The 20,445-nt window shown below is 60.7% G+C and carries 14 protein-coding genes; 8 read left to right on the top strand and 6 right to left on the bottom strand.

Annotated features, from left to right (window positions below):
* On the top strand, positions 1-2,324 hold a 2,324-nt coding region (locus GSM73_RS16995), incomplete at its 5' end, for a glucose/quinate/shikimate family membrane-bound PQQ-dependent dehydrogenase (protein WP_160893476.1).
* 321 nt (positions 2,325-2,645) lie between these two features.
* On the opposite strand, the gene purT is transcribed toward GSM73_RS16995, so the two are convergent.
* The 4 genes from purT to GSM73_RS16975 form a co-directional block, all read right to left on the bottom strand.
* Positions 2,646-3,827: a formate-dependent phosphoribosylglycinamide formyltransferase gene (gene purT / locus GSM73_RS16990; protein WP_047228898.1), complete on the bottom strand. Its 1,182-nt coding sequence runs from the start codon at positions 3,825-3,827 to the stop codon at positions 2,646-2,648.
* 102 nt (positions 3,828-3,929) lie between these two features.
* Positions 3,930-4,397, bottom strand: a complete 468-nt coding sequence (locus GSM73_RS16985; protein ID WP_047228899.1) for a preQ0 transporter — start codon at positions 4,395-4,397, stop codon at positions 3,930-3,932.
* 197 nt (positions 4,398-4,594) lie between these two features.
* Positions 4,595-5,380, bottom strand: coding sequence for a siderophore-interacting protein (locus tag GSM73_RS16980; protein WP_107321928.1), 786 nt, complete (start codon positions 5,378-5,380; stop codon positions 4,595-4,597).
* Complete coding sequence (locus tag GSM73_RS16975) at positions 5,377-5,964, bottom strand: PadR family transcriptional regulator (RefSeq protein WP_160893316.1); 588 nt, start codon at positions 5,962-5,964, stop codon at positions 5,377-5,379. Before GSM73_RS16975 ends, GSM73_RS16980 begins: the two co-directional genes overlap by 4 nt.
* A 429-nt stretch (positions 5,965-6,393) precedes the next feature.
* Between GSM73_RS16975 and GSM73_RS16970 the strand changes: the two genes are divergently transcribed.
* From GSM73_RS16970 to GSM73_RS16945, 6 genes are all read left to right on the top strand, one after another.
* Complete coding sequence (locus GSM73_RS16970; protein WP_047228902.1) at positions 6,394-6,882, top strand: CS1 type fimbrial major subunit; 489 nt, start codon at positions 6,394-6,396, stop codon at positions 6,880-6,882.
* 114 nt (positions 6,883-6,996) lie between these two features.
* Positions 6,997-9,519, top strand: a complete 2,523-nt coding sequence (locus tag GSM73_RS16965) for a TcfC E-set like domain-containing protein (protein ID WP_160893314.1) — start codon at positions 6,997-6,999, stop codon at positions 9,517-9,519.
* A 105-nt stretch (positions 9,520-9,624) separates the two neighbouring features.
* On the top strand, positions 9,625-10,368 hold the full coding sequence (locus GSM73_RS16960; RefSeq protein ID WP_047228904.1) for a pilus assembly protein: 744 nt from the start codon (positions 9,625-9,627) through the stop codon (positions 10,366-10,368).
* Positions 10,369-10,413: 45 nt separating this feature from the next.
* Positions 10,414-10,896, top strand: coding sequence for a CS1 type fimbrial major subunit (locus GSM73_RS16955; protein ID WP_047228905.1), 483 nt, complete (start codon positions 10,414-10,416; stop codon positions 10,894-10,896).
* Positions 10,897-10,926: 30 nt separating this feature from the next.
* Positions 10,927-12,198: a hypothetical protein gene (locus GSM73_RS16950; protein WP_076383643.1), complete on the top strand. Its 1,272-nt coding sequence runs from the start codon at positions 10,927-10,929 to the stop codon at positions 12,196-12,198.
* 51 nt (positions 12,199-12,249) lie between these two features.
* Complete coding sequence (locus GSM73_RS16945) at positions 12,250-13,515, top strand: hypothetical protein (RefSeq protein WP_231990612.1); 1,266 nt, start codon at positions 12,250-12,252, stop codon at positions 13,513-13,515.
* A gap of 34 nt (positions 13,516-13,549) precedes the next feature.
* Here the strand turns inward: GSM73_RS16945 and GSM73_RS16940 are convergent, their stop codons facing one another.
* Positions 13,550-16,657, bottom strand: coding sequence for a transglycosylase domain-containing protein (locus GSM73_RS16940; RefSeq protein ID WP_076383644.1), 3,108 nt, complete (start codon positions 16,655-16,657; stop codon positions 13,550-13,552).
* Positions 16,658-17,269: 612 nt separating this feature from the next.
* Here GSM73_RS16940 and GSM73_RS16935 point away from each other — a divergent pair.
* Positions 17,270-18,691 carry an amino acid permease gene (locus GSM73_RS16935; RefSeq protein ID WP_047230406.1) on the top strand — a complete coding sequence of 474 codons (1,422 nt, stop codon included), beginning with the start codon at positions 17,270-17,272 and terminating at the stop codon, positions 18,689-18,691.
* 108 nt (positions 18,692-18,799) lie between these two features.
* Here the strand turns inward: GSM73_RS16935 and GSM73_RS16930 are convergent, their stop codons facing one another.
* On the bottom strand, positions 18,800-20,419 hold the full coding sequence (locus GSM73_RS16930; RefSeq protein WP_160893312.1) for an FMN-binding glutamate synthase family protein: 1,620 nt from the start codon (positions 20,417-20,419) through the stop codon (positions 18,800-18,802).
* Between the last annotated feature and the right edge of the window lie 26 nt (positions 20,420-20,445).

Raw genomic sequence — 20,445 nt, 5'->3', positions numbered from 1 at the left:
GGGGAATCAAGCTGAGCACGCTTGGCGGCTCGCTGTATTACCTGCTGGCCGGTATCGGCCTGGCGCTGACCGGCGTGCTGCTGATCATGGCCCGGCGTGCAGCCCTGGGCCTGTACGCGCTGGTGCTGTTCGCCAGCACCGTGTGGGCGCTGTGGGAAGTGGGCCTGGACTGGTGGCAACTGGTGCCGCGCCTGGCAATGCTGTTTGCCTTGGGCATCGTCATGTTGCTGCCGTGGTTCCGCCGTCCACTGTTGACCCCCGACGCTTCGCCCATGGGCACCCGTGCTTTGGGCGCCGCCGTGGTCATTGCCGGCATCACCGCGCTCGCCAGCCAGTTCACCAATCCGGGTGAAATCGAGGGCCAACTGGACCGCGACAGCGTGCCTGGCATGACCAACACCGCCCCGGCGATGCCGGACGGGGATTGGAACTCCTATGGCCGCAGTGCCCATGGTGACCGTTATTCGCCCCTGGCGCAGATCACCCCCGAGAACGTCAGCAAGCTGGAACCGGCCTGGACCTATCGCACTGGCGACCTGCCAGGGCCGAACGACCCGGGTGAGACCACGGCGGAAAACACACCGCTGAAGGTCAACGGCATGCTCTACGTGTGCACGCCCCACAGCCAGGTGATTGCTCTGGAGCCTGAAACCGGCAAGGAAATCTGGCGGTTCGATCCGAAGCTTTCCACGCAGAAAGCGGAAAACTTCAAGGGCTGGGCCCACATGACCTGCCGCGGCGTGACCTATCATGATGACGCGGTGTACGCCTCGGCCGAGCAGAGCCCGACCGGCGCGGCCAGCACCACGCCGGCGAGCACCGTGTGCCCACGCCGGATCTTCCTGCCGACCGCCGACACGCGCCTGATCGCGCTGAACGCCGACACCGGCAAGATGTGTGAAGACTTCGGTGACAAGGGCCAGGTCGACCTGACCGCCAACATTGGCGGCTTCACGGCCGGCGGTTACTACTCCACGTCGCCACCGGCCGTGACCCAGAACCTGGTGGTGATCGGTGGCCACGTCACCGATAACGTCTCCACCGACGAGCCAAGCGGGGTCATCCGCGCCTATGACGTGCACACCGGCGAGCTGGTGTGGAACTGGGACAGCGGCAACCCGGACGACACTACGCCGATTGCCGAAGGCCAGACCTACACCCGTAACTCGCCGAACATGTGGTCCATGTTCAGCGTCGATGAAAAACTCGGCATGCTCTACCTGCCGATGGGTAACCAGACGCCCGACCAGTTCGGTGGTTTCCGTACACCAGAATCGGAGAAATACGCCGCCGGCCTGACCGCGCTGGATATCGCCACCGGCAAGGTGCGCTGGTACTTCCAGTTCACCCACCACGACCTGTGGGACATGGACGTGGGCGGGCAACCGACGCTGATGGACTTGAAAACCGCCGATGGCGTGAAGCCGGCGGTACTGGCATCGACCAAGCAGGGCAGCATCTACGTGCTGGACCGCAGCAATGGTCAGCCGATCGTGCCGATCAAGGAGATCCCGGTGCCGCAAGGCGCGGTAGAGGGTGACTACACCTCGCCGACCCAGCCGATGTCCGACCTGAACTTCGTGCCGCCGGTCCTCCAGGAACGCGACATGTGGGGCGTGACCCCGTTCGACCAGATGCTGTGCCGGATCGACTTCAAGTCGCTGCGCTACGAAGGCATGTTCACGCCGCCGTCGCTGCAAGGCTCGATCGTCTACCCAGGTAACTTCGGCGTGTTTGACTGGGGCGGTATTTCGGTTGATCCGGTACGCCAGATCGCTTTCGTCAATCCGAGCTACATGGCGTTCAAGTCGAAACTGGTTCCTGCGGCCGAAGTGGCCGGCGGTCCGGGGCGCAAGAGCGAGACCGAAGGCGTGCAGCCGAACAAAGGCGCGCCGTATGGCGTGATCCTCGAAGCGCTGCTTTCGCCAATGGGCCTGCCTTGCCAGGCACCGGCCTGGGGTTATGTGGCGGCCGTCGACCTGACCAACAACAAAACCCTGTGGATGCACAAGAACGGCACCGTGCGTGATAGCTCGCCGGTACCGATCCCGCTGAGCATGGGCGTACCGAGCCTGGGCGGCGCCTTCACCACCGCCAGCGGCCTGGCGTTCCTGAGCGGCACCCTCGACCAGTACCTGCGTGCCTATGACGTGAAAAACGGCAAGCAACTGTGGGAAGGCCGCCTGCCAGCGGGCGCCCAAACCACGCCGATGACCTACACCGGCAAGGACGGCAAGCAATACGTGCTGGTCGTTGCCGGTGGCCATGGTTCCCTGGGTACCAAGCAGGGTGACTATGTGATCGCCTATAAACTGCCGGATTAAGCGGGAGTGATCGTTCCCACGCTCCTGCGTGGGAATGCATCCTCCGACGCTCTGCGTCACCGTTTCAGAAGCGGAACGCGGAGCGTCCTTGGCGGCGTTCCCACGCTGAGCGTGGGAACGATCTGGGGTAAACCGGCGCTCATGAAAAAGGCGACACCTTTGCGGGTGTCGCCTTTTTCTTTAGCCCAATGTCATCCCAAGTTAGCTGTGGGAGCAAAGCTTGCTCGCGATGCTGGCGCCCTGGTCTTCAGTTGGACCGCGTTATCGTTCATCGCGGGCAAGCCTTGCTCCCACAGATCACCATGAGGCAAGCGATACTGCTTACAACTCGATCTTGACGGCCTGGGAAGCCCGGGTCGCCTTGGCGCGGGCGGCGTCGATGGACTCGTCTCGCGCCAGGGCCACGCCCAGGCGGCGCTGGCCGTTGACTTCCGGTTTACCGAACAGGCGCAGGGCGGTGTCCGGTTCGGCCAGGGCAGCGCCGAGGTTGGCGAAAGCGGTCTGGGTCGACTGGCCTTCCACCAGGATCACCGCCGAGGCCGATGGGCCGAACTGGCGGATCAGCGGGATCGGCAGGCCGAGGATGGCGCGGGCGTGCAGGGCGAACTGCGACAGGTCTTGGGAAATCAGCGTCACCAGGCCGGTGTCGTGTGGGCGCGGCGAGACTTCGCTGAACCACACCTGGTCACCCTTGATGAACAGCTCGACGCCAAACAGGCCGCGACCACCCAAGGCTTCGGTCACGGCTTTAGCCACGCGCTCGGATTCAGCCAGGGCCACCGGGCTCATGGCCTGGGGCTGCCAGGATTCCTGATAGTCGCCTTTTTCCTGGCGGTGACCGACCGGTGCGCAGAAGGTGGTGCCGCCAACATGGCGCACGGTAAGCAGGGTGATTTCATAGTCGAAATCGATGAAGCCCTCGATGATCACCCGGCCCTTGCCGGCACGGCCGCCTTCCTGGGCGTAGTCCCAGGCTTTCTGCACGTCATCGGCACTGCGCAGCAGGCTCTGGCCCTTGCCCGAGGAACTCATCACCGGCTTGACCACGCACGGGAAGCCCAGAGTTTCAACGGCCTTGCGGTAGTCTTCCACGGTGTCGGCGAAGAAATACGGCGAGGTCGGCAGACCCAACTCTTCGGCGGCCAGACGCCGGATGCCTTCGCGGTTCATGGTCAGTTGCGCGGCACGAGCGGTGGGGATCACGGTGAAGCCTTCAGCTTCCAGTTCCACCAGCGTGGCGGTGGCGATGGCTTCGATTTCCGGCACGATGAAGTGCGGCTTCTCGGCCTCGATCACCGCGCGCAGGGCCGCGCCATCGAGCATGTTGATCACATGGCTGCGATGGGCCACTTGCATGGCCGGCGCGTTGGCGTAGCGATCCACGGCAATCACTTCAACGCCCAGGCGCTGCAGTTCGATTACCACTTCCTTGCCCAGTTCACCGCTGCCACACAACAAAACGCGGGTCGCGGTGGGCGACAATGGAGTTCCGATACGGGTCATCTGAAGGTCCTCAAACAGGAGCGGAGCATCGAGGGTCGCGCGCCGGGCGAGCTTCCCATGGGGAGAAAGCGCGGCATTTTACATGAACCGCAGGTTTTGGCTTCAGCCGGTGACGGCCTGTTTGCGCAAACGCCAGGCCATGATCAGCCACACTGCCGTGACCCCGGCAAATTTCGAGACCAGCGCGGTGATCACCACGGCCGGTGTCAGGGCATCGATCATGCCGAAGAAAATGAAGGTGTCGAGGGGAATGCTCAGGGCCGAACTGATCCACAACCGGTCATGCAGCGGACGCTTGGTGATGGAGAACACCAGCCAGTCAATGCATTCGGATACCGCGAACGCCGTGGCGCTGGCCAGGGCAATGGTCGGGTCGGAGGTGACGTAGGACAACACCAGCGCCACCAGCATCGCCACGATGGCGCCGTGGCCGAATCGAGTTTGCACCATGTCGCGCAGGACAAACACCAGCCCGCCCCAGGCCGACCAGATGATGTCCAGGTGCGGCGCGGCGGAAAACGCGAAGTTGATCAGCACGACGCTGCTGATATAGGCGATCAGGAAAAGCATGGATCGGGGTACCTGGTGGGGTGTAAATCAAGTATTCAAGAGCGACGATAGCCCTGTGGGAGCAAAGCTTGCTCGCGATGCAGGCGCCTCGCTTTCTGAAAGACCTCATTGCCTTCATCGCGGGCAAGCCTTGCTCCCACACAGGTTGTGTTCGGTCAGTGGGTGCAGGGTACTTTAGCAGGCCAGCACGCCGCACCTCATTCCTCCTCGCTGTCATCCGCCTTCCAATACCCCACCGCCTTCACAAAATCCTGATCCAACCCTTTATCCTCCAACAACACCTTGCGAATCTGTCGCGACACCTTGCTCTCGGTGGCGACCCAGGCGTACAGCTTGCCGCCGGGCATTTCCAGGTGCTGCACGGTGGTCAGCAGGTTGTTCTGGCGGCCTTCGCGCAGCACCCAGATCACGTGTACTTGCGCGGGGCTGTTAAGGATTTGCTGCTCGGCGCCGTTTTCCACTTCCACCACCACCAGCGCACGCCGGTTGGCCGCCAGGTTTTCCAGGCGACGGGCGATGGCGGGCAGGGCGGTTTCGTCGCCGATCAGCAGGTAGTGGTCGAAGATGTCCGGGACAATCATCGAGCCCCTTGGCCCGGCGATGTTGAGGTATTGCCCGGGCGTCGCTTGGGTCGCCCAGGTCGCGGCAGGCCCATCGCCATGCAGCACAAAGTCGATGTCCAGCTCCAGCGTCTGCAGGTCATAACGGCGCGGGGTGTAGTCGCGCATTTGCGGCATCGGGCCCTGATCCTTGCCAGCGCCGGGGGCGAAATTTTCCAGGGCGGCGTGTTCCTCGGCGTTCTGTGGGAACAGCAGTTTTACGTGATCGTCGCTGCCGAGGCTGGTGAACCCGGCCAGTTCCGGCCCGCCCAGGGTGATGCGGCGCATGCGCGGAGTCAGGTCCTGCACTCGCAACACTTGCAGGCGGCGGCGCTTGATCTCGTGGCTGACACGGTGAATGGTGTTTTGATCGACTTCAGTCATTGGCTGGACTCCGAAACAGGTGGACGGTCGGGACCGTCGATAATGGCTTTGGCGGTGTTGTTGAGCAGGTCGCGAATCCGCAGGGTTTCTTCCGGGCTCCACCGGCCATGGTGTTTGTGCAGCGCATTGCGCAGGTTATACACCGCTTCGTGGATTTCCGGGGGGCGGTCTTGGCCGCGCAGGGAGCGCTTGCTCGCTTCAATGCGCATGCGTACCTCATTCAACGCCGGGGCCTGGTCTTCAAGGAATAGACGTCCGGCGTCGGTCACGCTGTAGCGTTTTTTTCCACCTTCGGCGTTGCCGGCGATCAAAACGCCCATTTCCAGGAAGGTCAGCGTCGGATAAATCACGCCGGGGCTGGGGCTATAGGCGCCGTCGAACATGTTTTCGATCCGGCGGATCAAGTCGTAGCCGTGGCAGGGCTGCTCGCCAATCAGCGCGAGCAACAGCAATTTCAGGTCACCGGAGGCGAAGACCCGGGGGCCCCGGCTACCACGCTCACGGCCTGCGGGTCGACGTTCGAAACCATCGTGTTCATCGTGTTCATCGTGTTTTCGGCTGGGATGGGAAGGGGGGACTGTCATATGCCTGCTCTCCGTTCTGCATAAGATAGAACTGAGATATATCTTTATCCGTAGATATATCTTTGACCCTCGATATATCTTGGAACTAAGATATATCGAAGTCGGGTTCCAATTGTTTGAAAAAGATAAGACCTTACCCGAATCCCTTGCCTGTACGGGCGGCAAAGTAGGCAACTGTCTGCATTTGCAGTTTTAAATCCGGGGTGTGACTTGCAGGTGTGGGTTGTTTCTTACATCCAAACTTCGGTTTTATATAAAACAGTGTATTTTTCGTTATTGCGCATGGCGGTTTGGCTACGTGCTTTTGGGAATAGGCCTGCTTATTTTTAATTAAAGAGAGTGGATCATGCTCCGGCGTTGAGGTCAGGCCAGGCTTTAGTGGGTCTGCAACTTCAAGCCTTCTCTTTATGCTATGAACAGGTGTCAAACATGCTCAAACAAATCGTATCCGGTACTGCTCTGGTCGCCGCTGCCCTGAGTTCCTCGCTGGTCTTCGCTCTGGACGATGCTCGCTCCTCTATTCATATCACCGCGACGATCCCCACCAAGCAGTTCCATGTACTGCCACGCAACCCTGACTTCGGTAAGGATGAAGTCATGCACTACAACCCGGTGACCAACTCCTTGAGCCCTTTGCGTCAGACCTTCGACGTGAAGAACACCGACGGTTCGGTGCATGCCTATATCCTGGGCGGCCAGGCTTCGCTGACCAATGGTACGGACGCCATTCCGCTGCTGACCCGGTTCAACAATGTCACCCTGACCGAGTTTCCTCAGGAAGTGGTGACTGACGCGGCATCCACTCCAGGTACCCAGGCCGACATGCTCATCATGGCCTCGACCGTGCCTCTGGAGAGCCAGGTCGGTCAATACACCGCCGACTTCACCGTGATCTTCGACGCGGTGCCTCGCCCGTAAACCCTTCACTGCCCGATGAGGCTTTTCTCGTCCTGCGGGCATGAACGCAGGTCGGCCGCCCGGCCGGCCTGTACCTGGAACGTCCCGATAGTTTGCTGATATGAGAATCCATTGATGTTTGCGATGACACCCATCGTGGGTGCGCTGGCGCTGTTGTTGTGCGCCAGTGCATTGGCTGCGCCGACCGCCCCGGGTACGACGCCCAGAAGTCTGTTGTCCCAGGCCAAGGGGCTACCGGAGGAGTTTGAAGCCCACTTTTTCGATGTGCCTCTGGCGGTTCGTATGGAACTCGATCAACAGTACCTCGGCGAAGCCATGGTGGTGTTGACACGCGATGATCGTATTACCTTGCTCGAATTCACCGACACCCAGGACAGCCCGATCCCGCCCGTCGAGCGCGGGCAATGGGAGCAACTGCTCAAACAGGGGCGCGCCTTGGGTGCCTGCGAAGCCAAATGCACGGCGGGGCTGCTGGCGGTGCATTACAGCCTTGAACATTCACTGGTGTCGATCCTCACTGAAAAAGTGGAGCGCGGCAGCGTGGAGAAACGTTATTACGATCAGCCACAGGGGGGCAGTCTGGGCTTGATCGTCAATAACCAACTCAATCTCAACGGTGGTCAGGAGCAGGATACGGGCGGGCGTTATGGCCTCAATGCCAGTTCCAGCGTGGGTAACTGGACCCAGTCGTTCGATCTGCAGCTTTCGCGCCTGGGCGGGCCGGACGATAAGCTCTACCACGCCGTTCATGAGTTGCACACCCAGCGCGAGATGCAAGACAGTTTTTTGCGCCTGGGTTATTTCATGCCGGGCTCCGATGGTTTGAACCGTCAGATCCGTTCGTTCGGGGCCAACCCGGATACCGCGCTGGGGGTCATGTACGGCAGTTCCGACAGCCTGGTGATCAATAATCCCAAGCCCAGCGTGTACCCCATTTATGTCACCGCCAGTCGTCAGGCGGCGGTAGAGATCTATCGCAACGGCCTGTTGCTCAATACCCAGGCCGTCAGCGCCGGCTTGCAGAGCCTGGATACCCGGCCATTGCCTGGCGGCATCTATGAAGTGGAAGTGCGGCTGATTGAAGACGGGCAGACCACCGCCACGTCCCAGGAGCTGGTCTACAAGCCCAACAACTGGCGCAGCGCCGATGATCGCTGGCGCTACAACCTGTTTGCCGGCCGTGAAACCAAACTGCTGAGCAACTGGGACGATCAACCCTCGGGCTTCACGACTGCCGGGGTCGGTCTCAATTACTTGCTGCACCCGCGAGTGGTGTTGGGGCTTTCCACGCGCCAGGTGCAGGACAAGCTGCAGTACGGCACCTCGGTGGACTGGACGCTGCCCAACAACACCAGCCTCTTTGCCAACGTTTACCAGACCGAGCAATACGGCACCGGCATGGACCTGCAGGCGCTGTACAGCTACGGTCTGGGCAGTGTGGTGGCCAGCCATAATCGCAGTTGGCTGGACACGCGCAACACTTACGAAACCCTGCCTGACGGCACTCGTATCCGCCAGCGCGACGTGTTCGTCGGCCAGACCAGCAATTCGTCGCTGTCGGTCTCCCATCGACTGAGCAACAAGTCGTCGATCAACGGGCGGCTGTTCTACAGCGAAGGCAATGTCGAGGGCGCCGGTGTGGACCTGGGATGGACCCAGCGTGGCAAGCTTGGCGGCAGCGATGCCAACTGGCGGTGGTCGGTGTTCGACCGTCCGGGCACCTCCAGTACCGCCGATCGACGAAATCGCGGCGTGGACCTGAGCGTCAGCGTGGCCTTGGGCGGGCCGGGCGAGTATTGGTCAGGCAGTATCGGCACCCGCACATCCCGTGACGGAACGCGGGACAACAATGGGTCGCTGAGCTATCGCCGGGACCTGCAGGATCACGTGCTGCAAAGCGTGTCCGCCACGGTACTGGCCGATACCTATGGCGTGGGTCTGTCCGGCCTCGCCAGTTTCGACACCGATACGGTGTACGGCGACGGTTTCATCCAGCGCTCTTCCTACAACGACAACCTCACCGGTGGCTTGAACCTGAGCAGCACGGTGGCCGTGGGTGGCCAGAAAGTCGCCTTCACCGGCCTGCCCCAGAGTGGCGGCGCGGGCATGATCGTGGATGTGGAAACCGACCTGGACGACATCGTCCTGCTCGCCGACGACCTGACGGGTGGCACCACCACCTTGCGTCCCGGCCGCAACTTCGTGCCCATCACCGCCTATCAGAACAGCCTGTTGACCTTCGACTTCGACGGCGTGCATCCACCGGCGGCCAACATAGAGCCTTCACGCAGCCGCTATCACTTGAACAAAGGGGGCGTGGACTACCGCAAAGTCAGCGTGATGAGAAGCGTGACCGTGCTCGGTCGTCTGCTGGACGCGCAGGGCCAGCCGCTCAAGGGCCATCACGTGATCAACCACGCCAGCCGTGGAGTCAGCGAGGTGGACGGTTTCTTCTCCATGGAGATGAACGCCAGCTCCCCGACGCTTGAAGTGCGCTATGGCAATGACTTGCTTTGCCAGTTCCGCCTCGACCCGGATAACGCCAACAGCGAGGGCGATGTGTTGATGATCGGTGATTTGCGCTGCACGCCAGACACCCTGGCCGACAGCAACAACCCGATCGAGACGGCGGGTTGAACTTGATCCTGGCGCGCCGGCCAGCGCGGTGCGCCCTTCAACATTGCAAGCAGTGTTCCGTGAAACGGTCGCCATCGGCCGCCTTCCACTCATGAGGTTTTAGTAATGAAGCGCTTATTGGTTCTGTGTGGTTTGTCGCTGTTTTCGCTGATGGCCCAGGCCGGGCCGCAGATTAATGTCGGGGTGGTCTACGACTATCTCGAAGGCGACAAGAGCACCTACATGAAACGGATCTTCAACGGCGGAACGTCCACCGCATTCGTCAAGGTCGACATCCTCGAGATTCTTTACAGCGATGACGGCAGCTACCTGGAGGTGCCGCTGCAGGATCAGGACGGCGTACTCGCCAGGAATGGTCTGATGGCCAGCCCGGCACGCCTGATCGTGCCGGCCAACGGCATGCAAGGCACGCGTCTGCTGTTCATGGGCGACCGCAGCAAGGAGCGGTACTTCCGGGTTCGCTTCGTACCGGTGGTGCCGGAGGCCGAGGACGAGTTCGCCGTCAGCACCGAGGAACGCGAGCAATACAAGAAGGAACGGATCGCCGCCGGGGTGAAGGTGCTGGCCGGCTTCGGCACGGTGTTTTTTGTCAGGCCCAAGGAGACCCGTTTCGAGACCGCCATCGATGACAGCGCCGATCGCTACCTGGTGCGCAACAACGGCAACAGCGTGGTGGTGATCGATGAGTTCAAGGATTGCGCTGCGCAAAAAGACAACGATTGCCGGCCGACCACCAAGCACCACGTCATGGCCGGTCGCACCTTTTCGTTCGACAAGGAGCCTGGGCGTGAGTACCGCTTCAGCCTGATCGAAGGTCGCGAGGAAAAAGCCATTGAGATCAAAGGCTGACGGTATGCCGTCACTGAACCGCCGTTGGCGCCACAGGTAATCATCATGTTCAAGACGCTGTTACGTACTCTCCTGTTCACCGCCTTGACGCTGCCGGGTTTGCCCGCGTGGGCAGCGCTGGAGCGGGAAACGTTCGAACTCTTCGTCACCATCCCGACGATCGACTTCCACGTGCTGCCGGTCGACCCGCAACTGGTCGAGCGTGAACAGCCGATGCTGTTCAGCACCCTGACCTCCGGGCTCCTGCCGCTGCGGGCCAATTACGAAGTGAAGAACATCAACGGGGCCATTGGCGCCCGTCTGGGGCAAGAGGCTTACCTGTCCAATGGCCGTGAGCGCATCGACCTGCAGGTGACGTTCAACAACGTCCAACTGACCCTGGATTCGGCCCAGGTGGTCTCGGCCGCCGAGGCCCGGCCCGGTCGGCGTGTGGGGCTGGAAATCATCGCCGTCAAGACCGAGGAGGAGTATGCGCCTGGGGATTATTTCGGCACCGTGCACATGGTGTTCGATGCCATTGCGCCGTAGGGCAATTGCGGTTTATTGGAGTGGATCGAAATGAGTCGTTCAAACATCTTCGGGCGCGGTGTTTCGCTGTGCCGCGTTGCCACGGCTTTTGTCTTGTTGTGTATAGGCATGCCGACGGCCAATGCATTGACCCAGGAGATCAGTGCGCGTTTCCGGCCTGATCCGGCGAAGCCCATGGACAACAAGTTCACCAATACCACACCGGTGAGTGGGTATTGTTCCCAGCACCCCAGGGAATGTGAAATCACGGGCATGTTCAGTATTCGGATGCCCATTACCTTTGATTCGTCCGCGCCTATTCAGGCCAACCACCCCAGTAATCGGCAAGGCGCCATGTTCAAGGTGCCCGCCAACTGGCGTCCGGCAACCGTCTTCAATTCAAGCACCGGCGAAAGTGAAGAGGTTGAAGTGCGCGTATCCGGTATCGGTTCGCAATATCGCCTCAGCGTGAGTCCTGTCGAGCTGGTGGGAGGGGGTGAGGATCTCAAGACGGCCCATTACAGGCTATGGGGCGGCAGTTGGGTGTATGCGCCTTCGCCGTGCCGCTACAGTGGTGTTGCGACCTACAACACGCTCACGTACGCATTTTTTTGGAAAACGCCGCAAGAAAGCGCCTGCGCCAAACAAGCCAAATACCTGGTGCCCGATATGCGCTACACCTATCTGGATTTTGCCTACGAACTGCGCACCCCCAACCCCTTGAAGATGTCGGCCGGTCATTACACTGGGACGTTGAGCTACAGCGTCGGGCCGGGCCAGGACTTCGACATGGGTGACGTGATGATCCCGAACGATTCGGTGATTGCGCTCAATTTCAATCTCGAAGTCCAACACACGCTCAAGGTCGAAGTACCTCCTGGCGGCAACAAGGTCGTGCTCGAACCCCAAGGCGGCTGGCAGGCCTGGTTGAACCAAGGGCAAAAACCGACCCGGTTGTTCCGTGACCAGACCTTCCATATCTGGGCTTCATCGCGGTTCAAGATGCGTATGCAATGCCAATTCGCCGATACGAGCGATAACACCTGCCTGCTCTGGGCACCCAGCTCCGGCCTTCTGGTGCCGGTGAATGTCAGCGTGACCCTGCCCAACGGCTTGACTGACGCCGCCGGCCAACCGGTCAACCGCCGTCGGCTCTACCTCGACGGCAGCGGCACCGAACTGTTCCAGCCGGGGCACTACATCGACCGCAAGCCGGGCACCCTGCATTTCGAAGTCGGCCGCAATCAGGTTGAGGAAATGCTAGCTGGGGAAGCCAAGAGTTACATAGGCAATGTGACGGTGATCTGGGATTCAGAGGTTTAGGTGATCCCTTGTGGGAGCGGGCTTGCTCGTTGCAGTTTTATTGGAGTGAAAATGAGTCGTTCAAACATCTTCGGGCGCGGTGTTTCGTTGTGCCGCGCAGTCGCGGTTTTTGCCTTGTTGTTGACAGGCGTTCCGACGGCCAATGCGCTGACCCGGGAAATCAGTGCCGTATTCAGGCCAGACCCTGCTAAGCCTCAAGAGAATAAATTTCGCAATACCACTCCGACCACGGGTTACTGCGCGTCATTTCCAAATCAATGCAAGACGATGTTCAGCATTCGCTTGCCTATCACTTTCAGTTCGACCCTTCCTATTGAAGCGAATCATGGGGACGCTCGGCAAGGTGCGATGTTCAAAGTGCCTGCCGGTTGGCGCTCGCTACAAGTAACCCATGCAAGTACGGGTGAAACTGAAGTCGTTGAAATACGTTTGTCCGGCATAGGTTCGGAATACCGACTTCCTGTTAACGCAGCCGACTTGGTCGGTGGAGGTGTTGACGCTTTAAAGGCTCATAACCTGTTATGGGGTTCTAGCTGGGTCAGTGCGCCCTCGCCATGTCGATTCGGCGGTAATGCACCTTATAACGTCAATTGGTACGGTTTTTTCTGGACCACCCCGGTAGAAGGTGTGTGCGCCAAAAGGGCTCGTTACTTGATCCCCAGCATGACTTACCGTTATCTGGATTTTGCCTACGAATTGCGTACCCCCAATCCCTTGACCATGTCGACTGGTCAATACACGGGCTCGCTGACTTATAGCGTTGGTCCGGGGCAGGACTTCGATATGGGCGATGTGATGATCCCGAATGATTCAATAATCGCGTTCAATTTCAAACTGGATGTCGAACACACCCTCAAGGTCGAAGTGCCTCCTGGCGGCAACAAGGTCGTGCTCGAACCTCAGGGCGGTTGGCAGGCCTGGTTGAGCCAGGGGCAAAAACCGACGCGGTTGTTTCGTGACCAGACCTTCCACATCTCAGCCTCATCGCGTTTCAAGATGGGCCTGCAATGCCAATTCGCCGGTTCGAGTGATAACACCTGTCTGCTCTGGGCACCCAACTCCGGCCAGATGGTGCCGGTGAATATCAGTGTGACCCTGCCCAATGGCTTGACCGACGCTGGTGGCCAACCGGTCAACCGCCGTCGGCTCTATCTCGATGGAAGCGGCACCGAGTTGTTCCAGCCGGGGCATTACATCGAGCGCCGGCCGGGAACGATGCATTTCGAAGTCGCCCGCAACCAGGTCGAGGAAATGCTGGCCGGCGATGCCAAGAGTTACATAGGCAATGTGACGGTGATCTGGGATTCGGAGGTCTAGCGGTCCACCATCGCTCCTAAGGGGTTGGATTGAGTCAATGGCGCGCCACCAACGGCTGGCACTGGGTATGGCTACCCGGTTGCAAGTACGGCGAGAGGAACGGCGCCATGCCCTTGAGCACCTGCACCGGCAAGGCCGAGGTGAATTTGAAGTTCTGCGCCGAAACCCCCGGCACATAGGCGGTGAGGGTGCCGAAATGGCTGTCGCCGATGTAGAACACAAAGGTCGCGGTGCGGTTGATCGACTTGGAACTGATGACCCGCCCGCCGGCGCCAACGGCTTCGATGCGATTGTCGCCGGTGCCGGTCTTGCCACCCATCGATAACGGCGTGCCATCGGCCAGGGTGAAACTGCCGGCCACCCGTTTCGCGGTGCCGGCATCGACCACCTGGGACAACGCACCGCGCAACGCCCGGGCCACTTCCACCGGCATCACGCGTTTGCCGTTATCCGGATCGCTGATCAGCCGTGTCTCATAAGGGGTATTGACGGCGAAGTCGAGGCTGTCGACGCGCAGCGCCGGGAGCCGGATGCCGTCGTTGAGGATGGTGCCCACCAGCTCCGCCAGCGCGGCGGGGCGGTCGCCGGAGCTGCCGATGGCGGTGGCCAGCGACGGCACCAGATGGTCGAACGGGTAGCCGACTTTCTGCCAGCGTTGGTGGATATCAAGGAAGGCCTCGACTTCCAGCATGGTGCGGATACGACTGTCGCGGGCGCTCTTGTGCCGGCTTTTGAATAGCCAGCTGTAGACCTCCTGGCGTTCGAACCGGCTGGCTTTGACGATCTGGCTGAACTTGGCATCAGGATTGTTCAGCAGATAACCCACCAGCCACAGGTCCAGCGGATGGACTTTGGCGATAAAACCCTGGTCGGGCAGGTCATAGTTGCCCGGGCCGTAGCTGCTGTAGAGCCGTTCCAGGCGTTCGTCGGTGAGCTTTTCGGCGCTCTTGGCCGACTTGAGGTGCGAACGCACAAAGTGGTTGAAGCTTTCCTGGCTGTCGCCGGGAAAGAAATAGCGGTGCACGGCGGCCAGGCGGATCGCCGTGGGGCGCATGCCGTCGAGGAAGGTTTCGAGACGCTGGCCGGTGTCCTTTTTCTGGTACTTCTTCCAGAACTTGAGCAGGAAGGTGGTGCCTTCGCGGTCGGCAAACTGGGCCAGGTACTCCTGGCGGCGCGGATTCTTGTCGTCCTTGAGCAGCTCCGAACTGTTGTCGGGACCCGCGTACGTGGCGTAGCGCACCAGGTCACGCATCAGGCGAATGAATGGCAGGTTGATCGACTCGCGCAGGGCGTCGCGCAAGGTAGGATTACGGCCGTTATCTTCCTTACGGAAATTATTGAAGGTGTGCAGCCCGCCGCCGGTGAAAAACGCCTCGCCGGGGCTGGCTGAATAGGTACGATCCAGCGCCGCCTCCAGCATCGTCGGCAGGTTGCGATCGCTGTGCTGGATCAGGTAGTCGACGGCCCAGCGGGAGAGGCGGTCCTGGTCGGCGATCTCGGCTTTTTTCAATGTTGCTGGGGTTTCGTGGGCATAACGTTCGTGCAGTTCGGCGATGATCTGCAGGTAGGTGGTGAGCACCCGCAACTTGGCGGTGGAGCCCAGTTCCAGTTTGCTGCCTTCGTTGATATCAAAGGGTTGGTCGGTGCTGTCGGTTTGCACGCGCACGCGCGAGCCGTCCGGGGTCAGTTCCAGCAGGGTGAAGCTGTAGCGCACCTGGGCGGTGCTGGTAGGCGTCAGAAGACGTTCGCCCATCAGGCCGATTTCGGCAGCGAACGCCGGGTCCGCCAAGCGCTTGAGGTAATCGGTGGCCTGGGTCTGCAAGTCGTTTTGCAAGGTGCTGGTGGCGGAGAGGTCCAGGCGATCGAGGTCGTAGAACGAGCGGTTGAGCAGCGTGGCCAGACGACTGCGGGCGGCGCTGATGCCCTTGTTGATTTCGTTGGGCTGAATGGTGGGTTGCTGCACCCAGTCGCGATAACTGACCTTGCTTGCCAGGGTCGCTTCGGCCAAGGAGGCGTCGATCACGCCGTTCTGGGCCAGCAGCCGGACGTGGCTGTCGGTCAGGCGCGCCAGTTCGTCCCGGCCTTTGGACAGGTAATAGGAGGGGCGGCGCTGGGCGATCATCAACGACAGCATTTCCCGCAGGGCCAGGCCTTTTTCCGCGAGGCTGGCGGGATCTGTCGCGGTGCTGGACAAACGTTCGTTGGCACGCTTGAAATCGGCGCCGTACCAGACCCGCAAACCTTCGGCCATGCCGTGGACTTCGCCATGCCCCGGTACGGCGGAGAGCGGCACGCTGTTGAGGTAATCGCGAATGATTTTCTGCCGGGCCTCAAGGGTCTGTGGGCCTGCCTGATAAGCCCGCACACTGGCGGAAATCATCTGGCGGATTTTCTCCGCCCCCGACCCGGTGAGGCCGTCGGCGGAGTGGCGATATTTTTCCAGCTGCGTAGCCAGTGTACTGCCCCCGGCGGACTGCCCCGGCAGACTCAGGAGCTTGGCGACTTGTGACCACGCCGCCATGCCGAAGCGCGGCCAGTCCACCGCCGGGTTGGCCTGGGGGTGCTTGGGGTCGAGCAGAAAGCGGTTCTCGATGAACAACAGGCTTTGCACCACCACGGGGGGGATTGCCTCGAAGCTGGCGTACAGTTGCTGCGGGTACTTGAACTGGTACAGCGGCGCGACGCGGCAATCGGTGATCGTCAGGCCGGCCTGGATCTTTTCCGCATAAGGGGCAAACAGGCCCTTGTCGACGTAGTTCATCAAGGCCGGGGAGAAACGTGCCTGGGCCTGGATCACATAATCGCGCTTGAGCAACCGCGGCAGGAATTCATCCAGCGAGCTGTAACCCAACCGCCGGTCGAACGGACCTGCGCCAGGGTAGACGATGGCGTCGCTGGGCCCCGGTTGCACCGAATAGGTCAAAGACGCGGCGTACCGGCTTAGCTCCTGGGCTTGAAACCTGGACGTGCGCATTTCCTTGGCCACCGCCAGGCCGACCACCACCACGATAATCAACAGCAACAACCAGAACGCTCGCCAGCCATGCCCTGCGCGGCGTTTTTTTTGGGGTAAAGGTGCTTCTTCCATACGTTCAGTCGGGCCCACAGGTTTACTCGAATCGGTTTGCCATAACGCGCCCATAGTCGACTGATCCATTCACGCATTGATCGGGACTTGCTTGAAGCTTAGACGGTGGCGGCGCGGGCGGCGGGGAAATTGTGGACACCGTATGTATAAGACGGTTGTTGTTCTCTATGGCTGAGGGGCTTTTGTGGCGAGGGAGCTTGCTCCCGCTCGGCTGCGCAGCAGACGCAACTGATGCATGGCTGAGCAGTATTCCCAGGTTGAAAAAGCCGGGGGCGGCTGCGCCACCCAGCGGGAGCAAGCTCCCTCGCCACAGGGGCTGTTCAGCCCAAGAACCCTGCGCTAGAGCCATCGGCATGTCCCCGGGCATGACGCTGCACCATCGCTGTGCAATACTCGGCGCCGTTTTACGAATTGACTGTAATCCCAGGCAATACGTCTCCATAGATGGGTATAGGGATGAGGTTTATCCCTGATTTTCCCTGGTTTTACAGTGAAACTCTCTGCCTCTGGCTTTTTATACTGCACGACCCGCTGATCCTGCGGCTTTTGTTCTACAGGACGGTCTGTCCACAAAACAGACCCGGTTTCGGCAAGGTGGCAGGCCTATCGGCTTGCGGCTTTGGAGACTCGGTGGTCAATCCAATAACAAAACGAGGTTGTATCCCTATGCCTGTCGGCAATCATCTGCCCCATGGCGAGACCGCTCAGGGTGGTCCGCTCAAACGTGAACTCGGCGAGCGGCATATCCGCCTGATGGCGCTCGGCGCTTGCATCGGTGTCGGGCTGTTCCTCGGCTCGGCCAAGGCCATCGAAATGGCCGGTCCGGCAATCATGCTGTCCTACATCATTGGTGGCCTGGCGATCCTGGTGATCATGCGTGCGCTCGGCGAGATGGCCGTGCACAACCCGGTGGCCGGCTCGTTCAGTCGTTATGCCCAGGACTACCTCGGGCCGCTGGCGGGCTTCCTGACCGGCTGGAACTACTGGTTCCTGTGGCTGGTTACCTGCGTGGCGGAAATCACCGCGGTGGCGGTGTACATGGGCATCTGGTTCCCCGACGTGCCCCGCTGGATCTGGGCCCTGGCGGCACTGATCAGCATGGGCTCGATCAATCTGATCGCGGTCAAGGCCTTCGGCGAATTCGAGTTCTGGTTCGCCTTGATCAAGATCGTCACCATCATCGCCATGGTCATCGGCGGCGTGGGCATCATCGCTTTCGGGTTCGGCAACGACGGCGTGGCCCTGGGTATTTCCAACCTCTGGACGCACGGCGGTTTCATGCCCAACGGCGTGCAGGGTGTGTTGATGTCCCTGCAAATGGTGATGTTCGCCTACCTGGGTGTGGAAATGATCGGCCTGACCGCCGGTGAGGCGAAGAACCCGCAGAAAACCATCCCTAACGCCATCGGTTCGGTGTTCTGGCGGATCCTGCTGTTCTACGTCGGCGCTCTGTTTGTGATCCTGTCGATCTACCCCTGGAACGAAATCGGCACCCAGGGCAGCCCGTTCGTGATGACCTTCGAGCGCCTGGGTATCAAGACCGCCGCCGGCATCATCAACTTCGTGGTGATCACTGCGGCGCTGTCGTCCTGCAACGGCGGTATCTTCAGCACCGGGCGCATGCTCTACAGCCTGGCGCAGAACGGCCAGGCCCCGGCTGGTTTCGCCACCACCTCGGCCAACGGCGTGCCGCGCCGCGCGTTGCTGCTGTCCATCGCCGCGCTGCTGCTGGGCGTGCTGCTCAACTACCTGGTGCCGGAAAAAGTCTTTGTCTGGGTGACCTCCATCGCCACCTTCGGTGCGATCTGGACCTGGGTGATGATCCTGCTGGCCCAGCTCAAATTCCGTAAAAGCCTGAGCGCTTCGGAACGTGCGGCCCTGAAATACCGCATGTGGCTGTACCCGGTCAGTTCGTATTTGGCGCTGGCGTTCCTGGTGCTGGTGGTGGGCCTGATGGCCTACTTCCCCGACACCCGTGTGGCCCTCTACGTGGGCCCGGCGTTCCTGGTGCTGCTGACGGTGTTGTTTTATACCTTCAAGTTGCAGCCCACGGGTGATGTGCAGGGGTCGATGGATACCGCTTCATAAATTGCCGGCAATAAAACGAAAAGCCCCGGTCGAATGATCGGGGCTTTTTCTCAAGGGGATACCCCTCGTACCGTGGAGGATCCTGTCTCATGCCTGATGGCACTGCCGTCAAGCGGCGGCGACTTCCTGCGGCTCAAAACTGTCCGCCCGCGCCATCTGCCACATCCGCGAATAAAACTCCCCATTGACCTCACCCGTCAGCAATTCCCCCGGTTTCAAGAACACATGCAACTGGGAAAACAGCTTGATTTCAGTGGCGGACATGCGGCGGACCAGATGTTTGGGTTGCAGTTGTGAAGGATGGTCGAGGCCGGCGGCGGCGAGCATTTCGGCCAGGGCCTTGAGGGTGTTGCGGTGGAAGTTGTAGACCCGCTGGGCCTTGTCCGGCACAACCAGGGCGCGCTGGCGCAGGGTGTCCTGGGTGGCGACGCCGGTGGGGCATTTGTTGGTATGACAGCTTTGGGACTGGATGCAGCCGATGGCGAACATGAAGCCCCGCGCGGCGTTGGCCCAGTCGGCACCGATGGCCAGGACGCTGGCGATGTCGAAGGCGCTGACGATCTTGCCGCTGGCGCCGAGCTTGATCTTGTCCCGCAGGTTCAGGCCCACCAAGGTGTTGTGGACAAACAGCAGGCCCTCGCGCAACGGCACGCCAATGTGGTCGGTGAATTCCACTGGCGCTGCACCCGTGCCACCTTCCTTGCCGTCCACCACGATGAAGTCGGGCAGGATGCCGGTTTCCAGCATGGCCTTGGCGATGCCCATGAACTCCCAGGGGTGGCCCAGGCAGAACTTGAAACCCACTGGTTTGCCACCGGACAGTTCGCGCAATTGCTGGACGAACTGCATCAGTTCGATCGGTGTGGAGAAAGCACTGTGGCGTGACGGTGAAACGCAGTCCTCGCCCATGAGGATGCCACGGGTTTCGGCGATTTCCCGGGTGACCTTGTGCTTGGGCAGAATTCCGCCATGGCCGGGCTTGGCGCCCTGGCTCATCTTGATTTCAATCATCCGCACCTGCGGGTTTTGCGCTTGGGCGGCGAAGCGCTCCGGGTCGAAGCGACCTTCACGGGTGCGACAGCCGAAATAGCCGCTGCCCAGTTCCCAGGTCAGGTCGCCGCCGTGTTCGCGGTGATAAGGGCTGATGCTGCCTTCGCCCGTGTCGTGGGCGAAATTGCCGAGCTTGGCGCCCTGGTTCAACGCCCGAATGGCGTTGGCGCTCAGGGAACCGAAGCTCATGGCGGAGATGTTGAACACCGACGCTGAATACGGTTGGGTGCATTGCGGTCCGCCGACCGTCACGCGAAAACCGCTGGGGTCGCTTAACGGAGCCGGGCGCATGGAATGGCCGATGAATTCGAAACCGGTCTGATAAACATCGATCAGGGTGCCGAACGGTTTGTCGGCGCTTTCGTTCTTGGCCCGGGAGTACACCAGGGAACGCTGTGCGCGCGAGAAGGGCAGGGCGTCGCTGTCGGATTCGAGCAGGTACTGACGAATTTCCGGGCGGATGCCTTCGACCAGATAGCGGATATTACCCAGGATCGGGTAGTTGCGACGCACGGCATGGCGGTTCTGCAGCAGGTCGAACAGTCCCAGCAGACTTAACAGCCCTGTCACCAGCGTGATCGGCCAGAGCCAGTCGTGTTGCAGAAACGGCAGGCTGGCGAGGGTGAAAACTACGCAGCCGGCAAAGAAGGCGTAACGGCTCAGTAAAGACAGGCTCATGCGGTTTCCTTCGGGTGAGCGATGGG

This window comes from Pseudomonas sp. PICF6, assembly GCF_009831705.1.
Classification (GTDB): Bacteria; Pseudomonadota; Gammaproteobacteria; order Pseudomonadales; family Pseudomonadaceae; genus Aquipseudomonas; species Aquipseudomonas rhizophila.
This window is presented reverse-complemented; position numbering and strand designations above follow the sequence as displayed.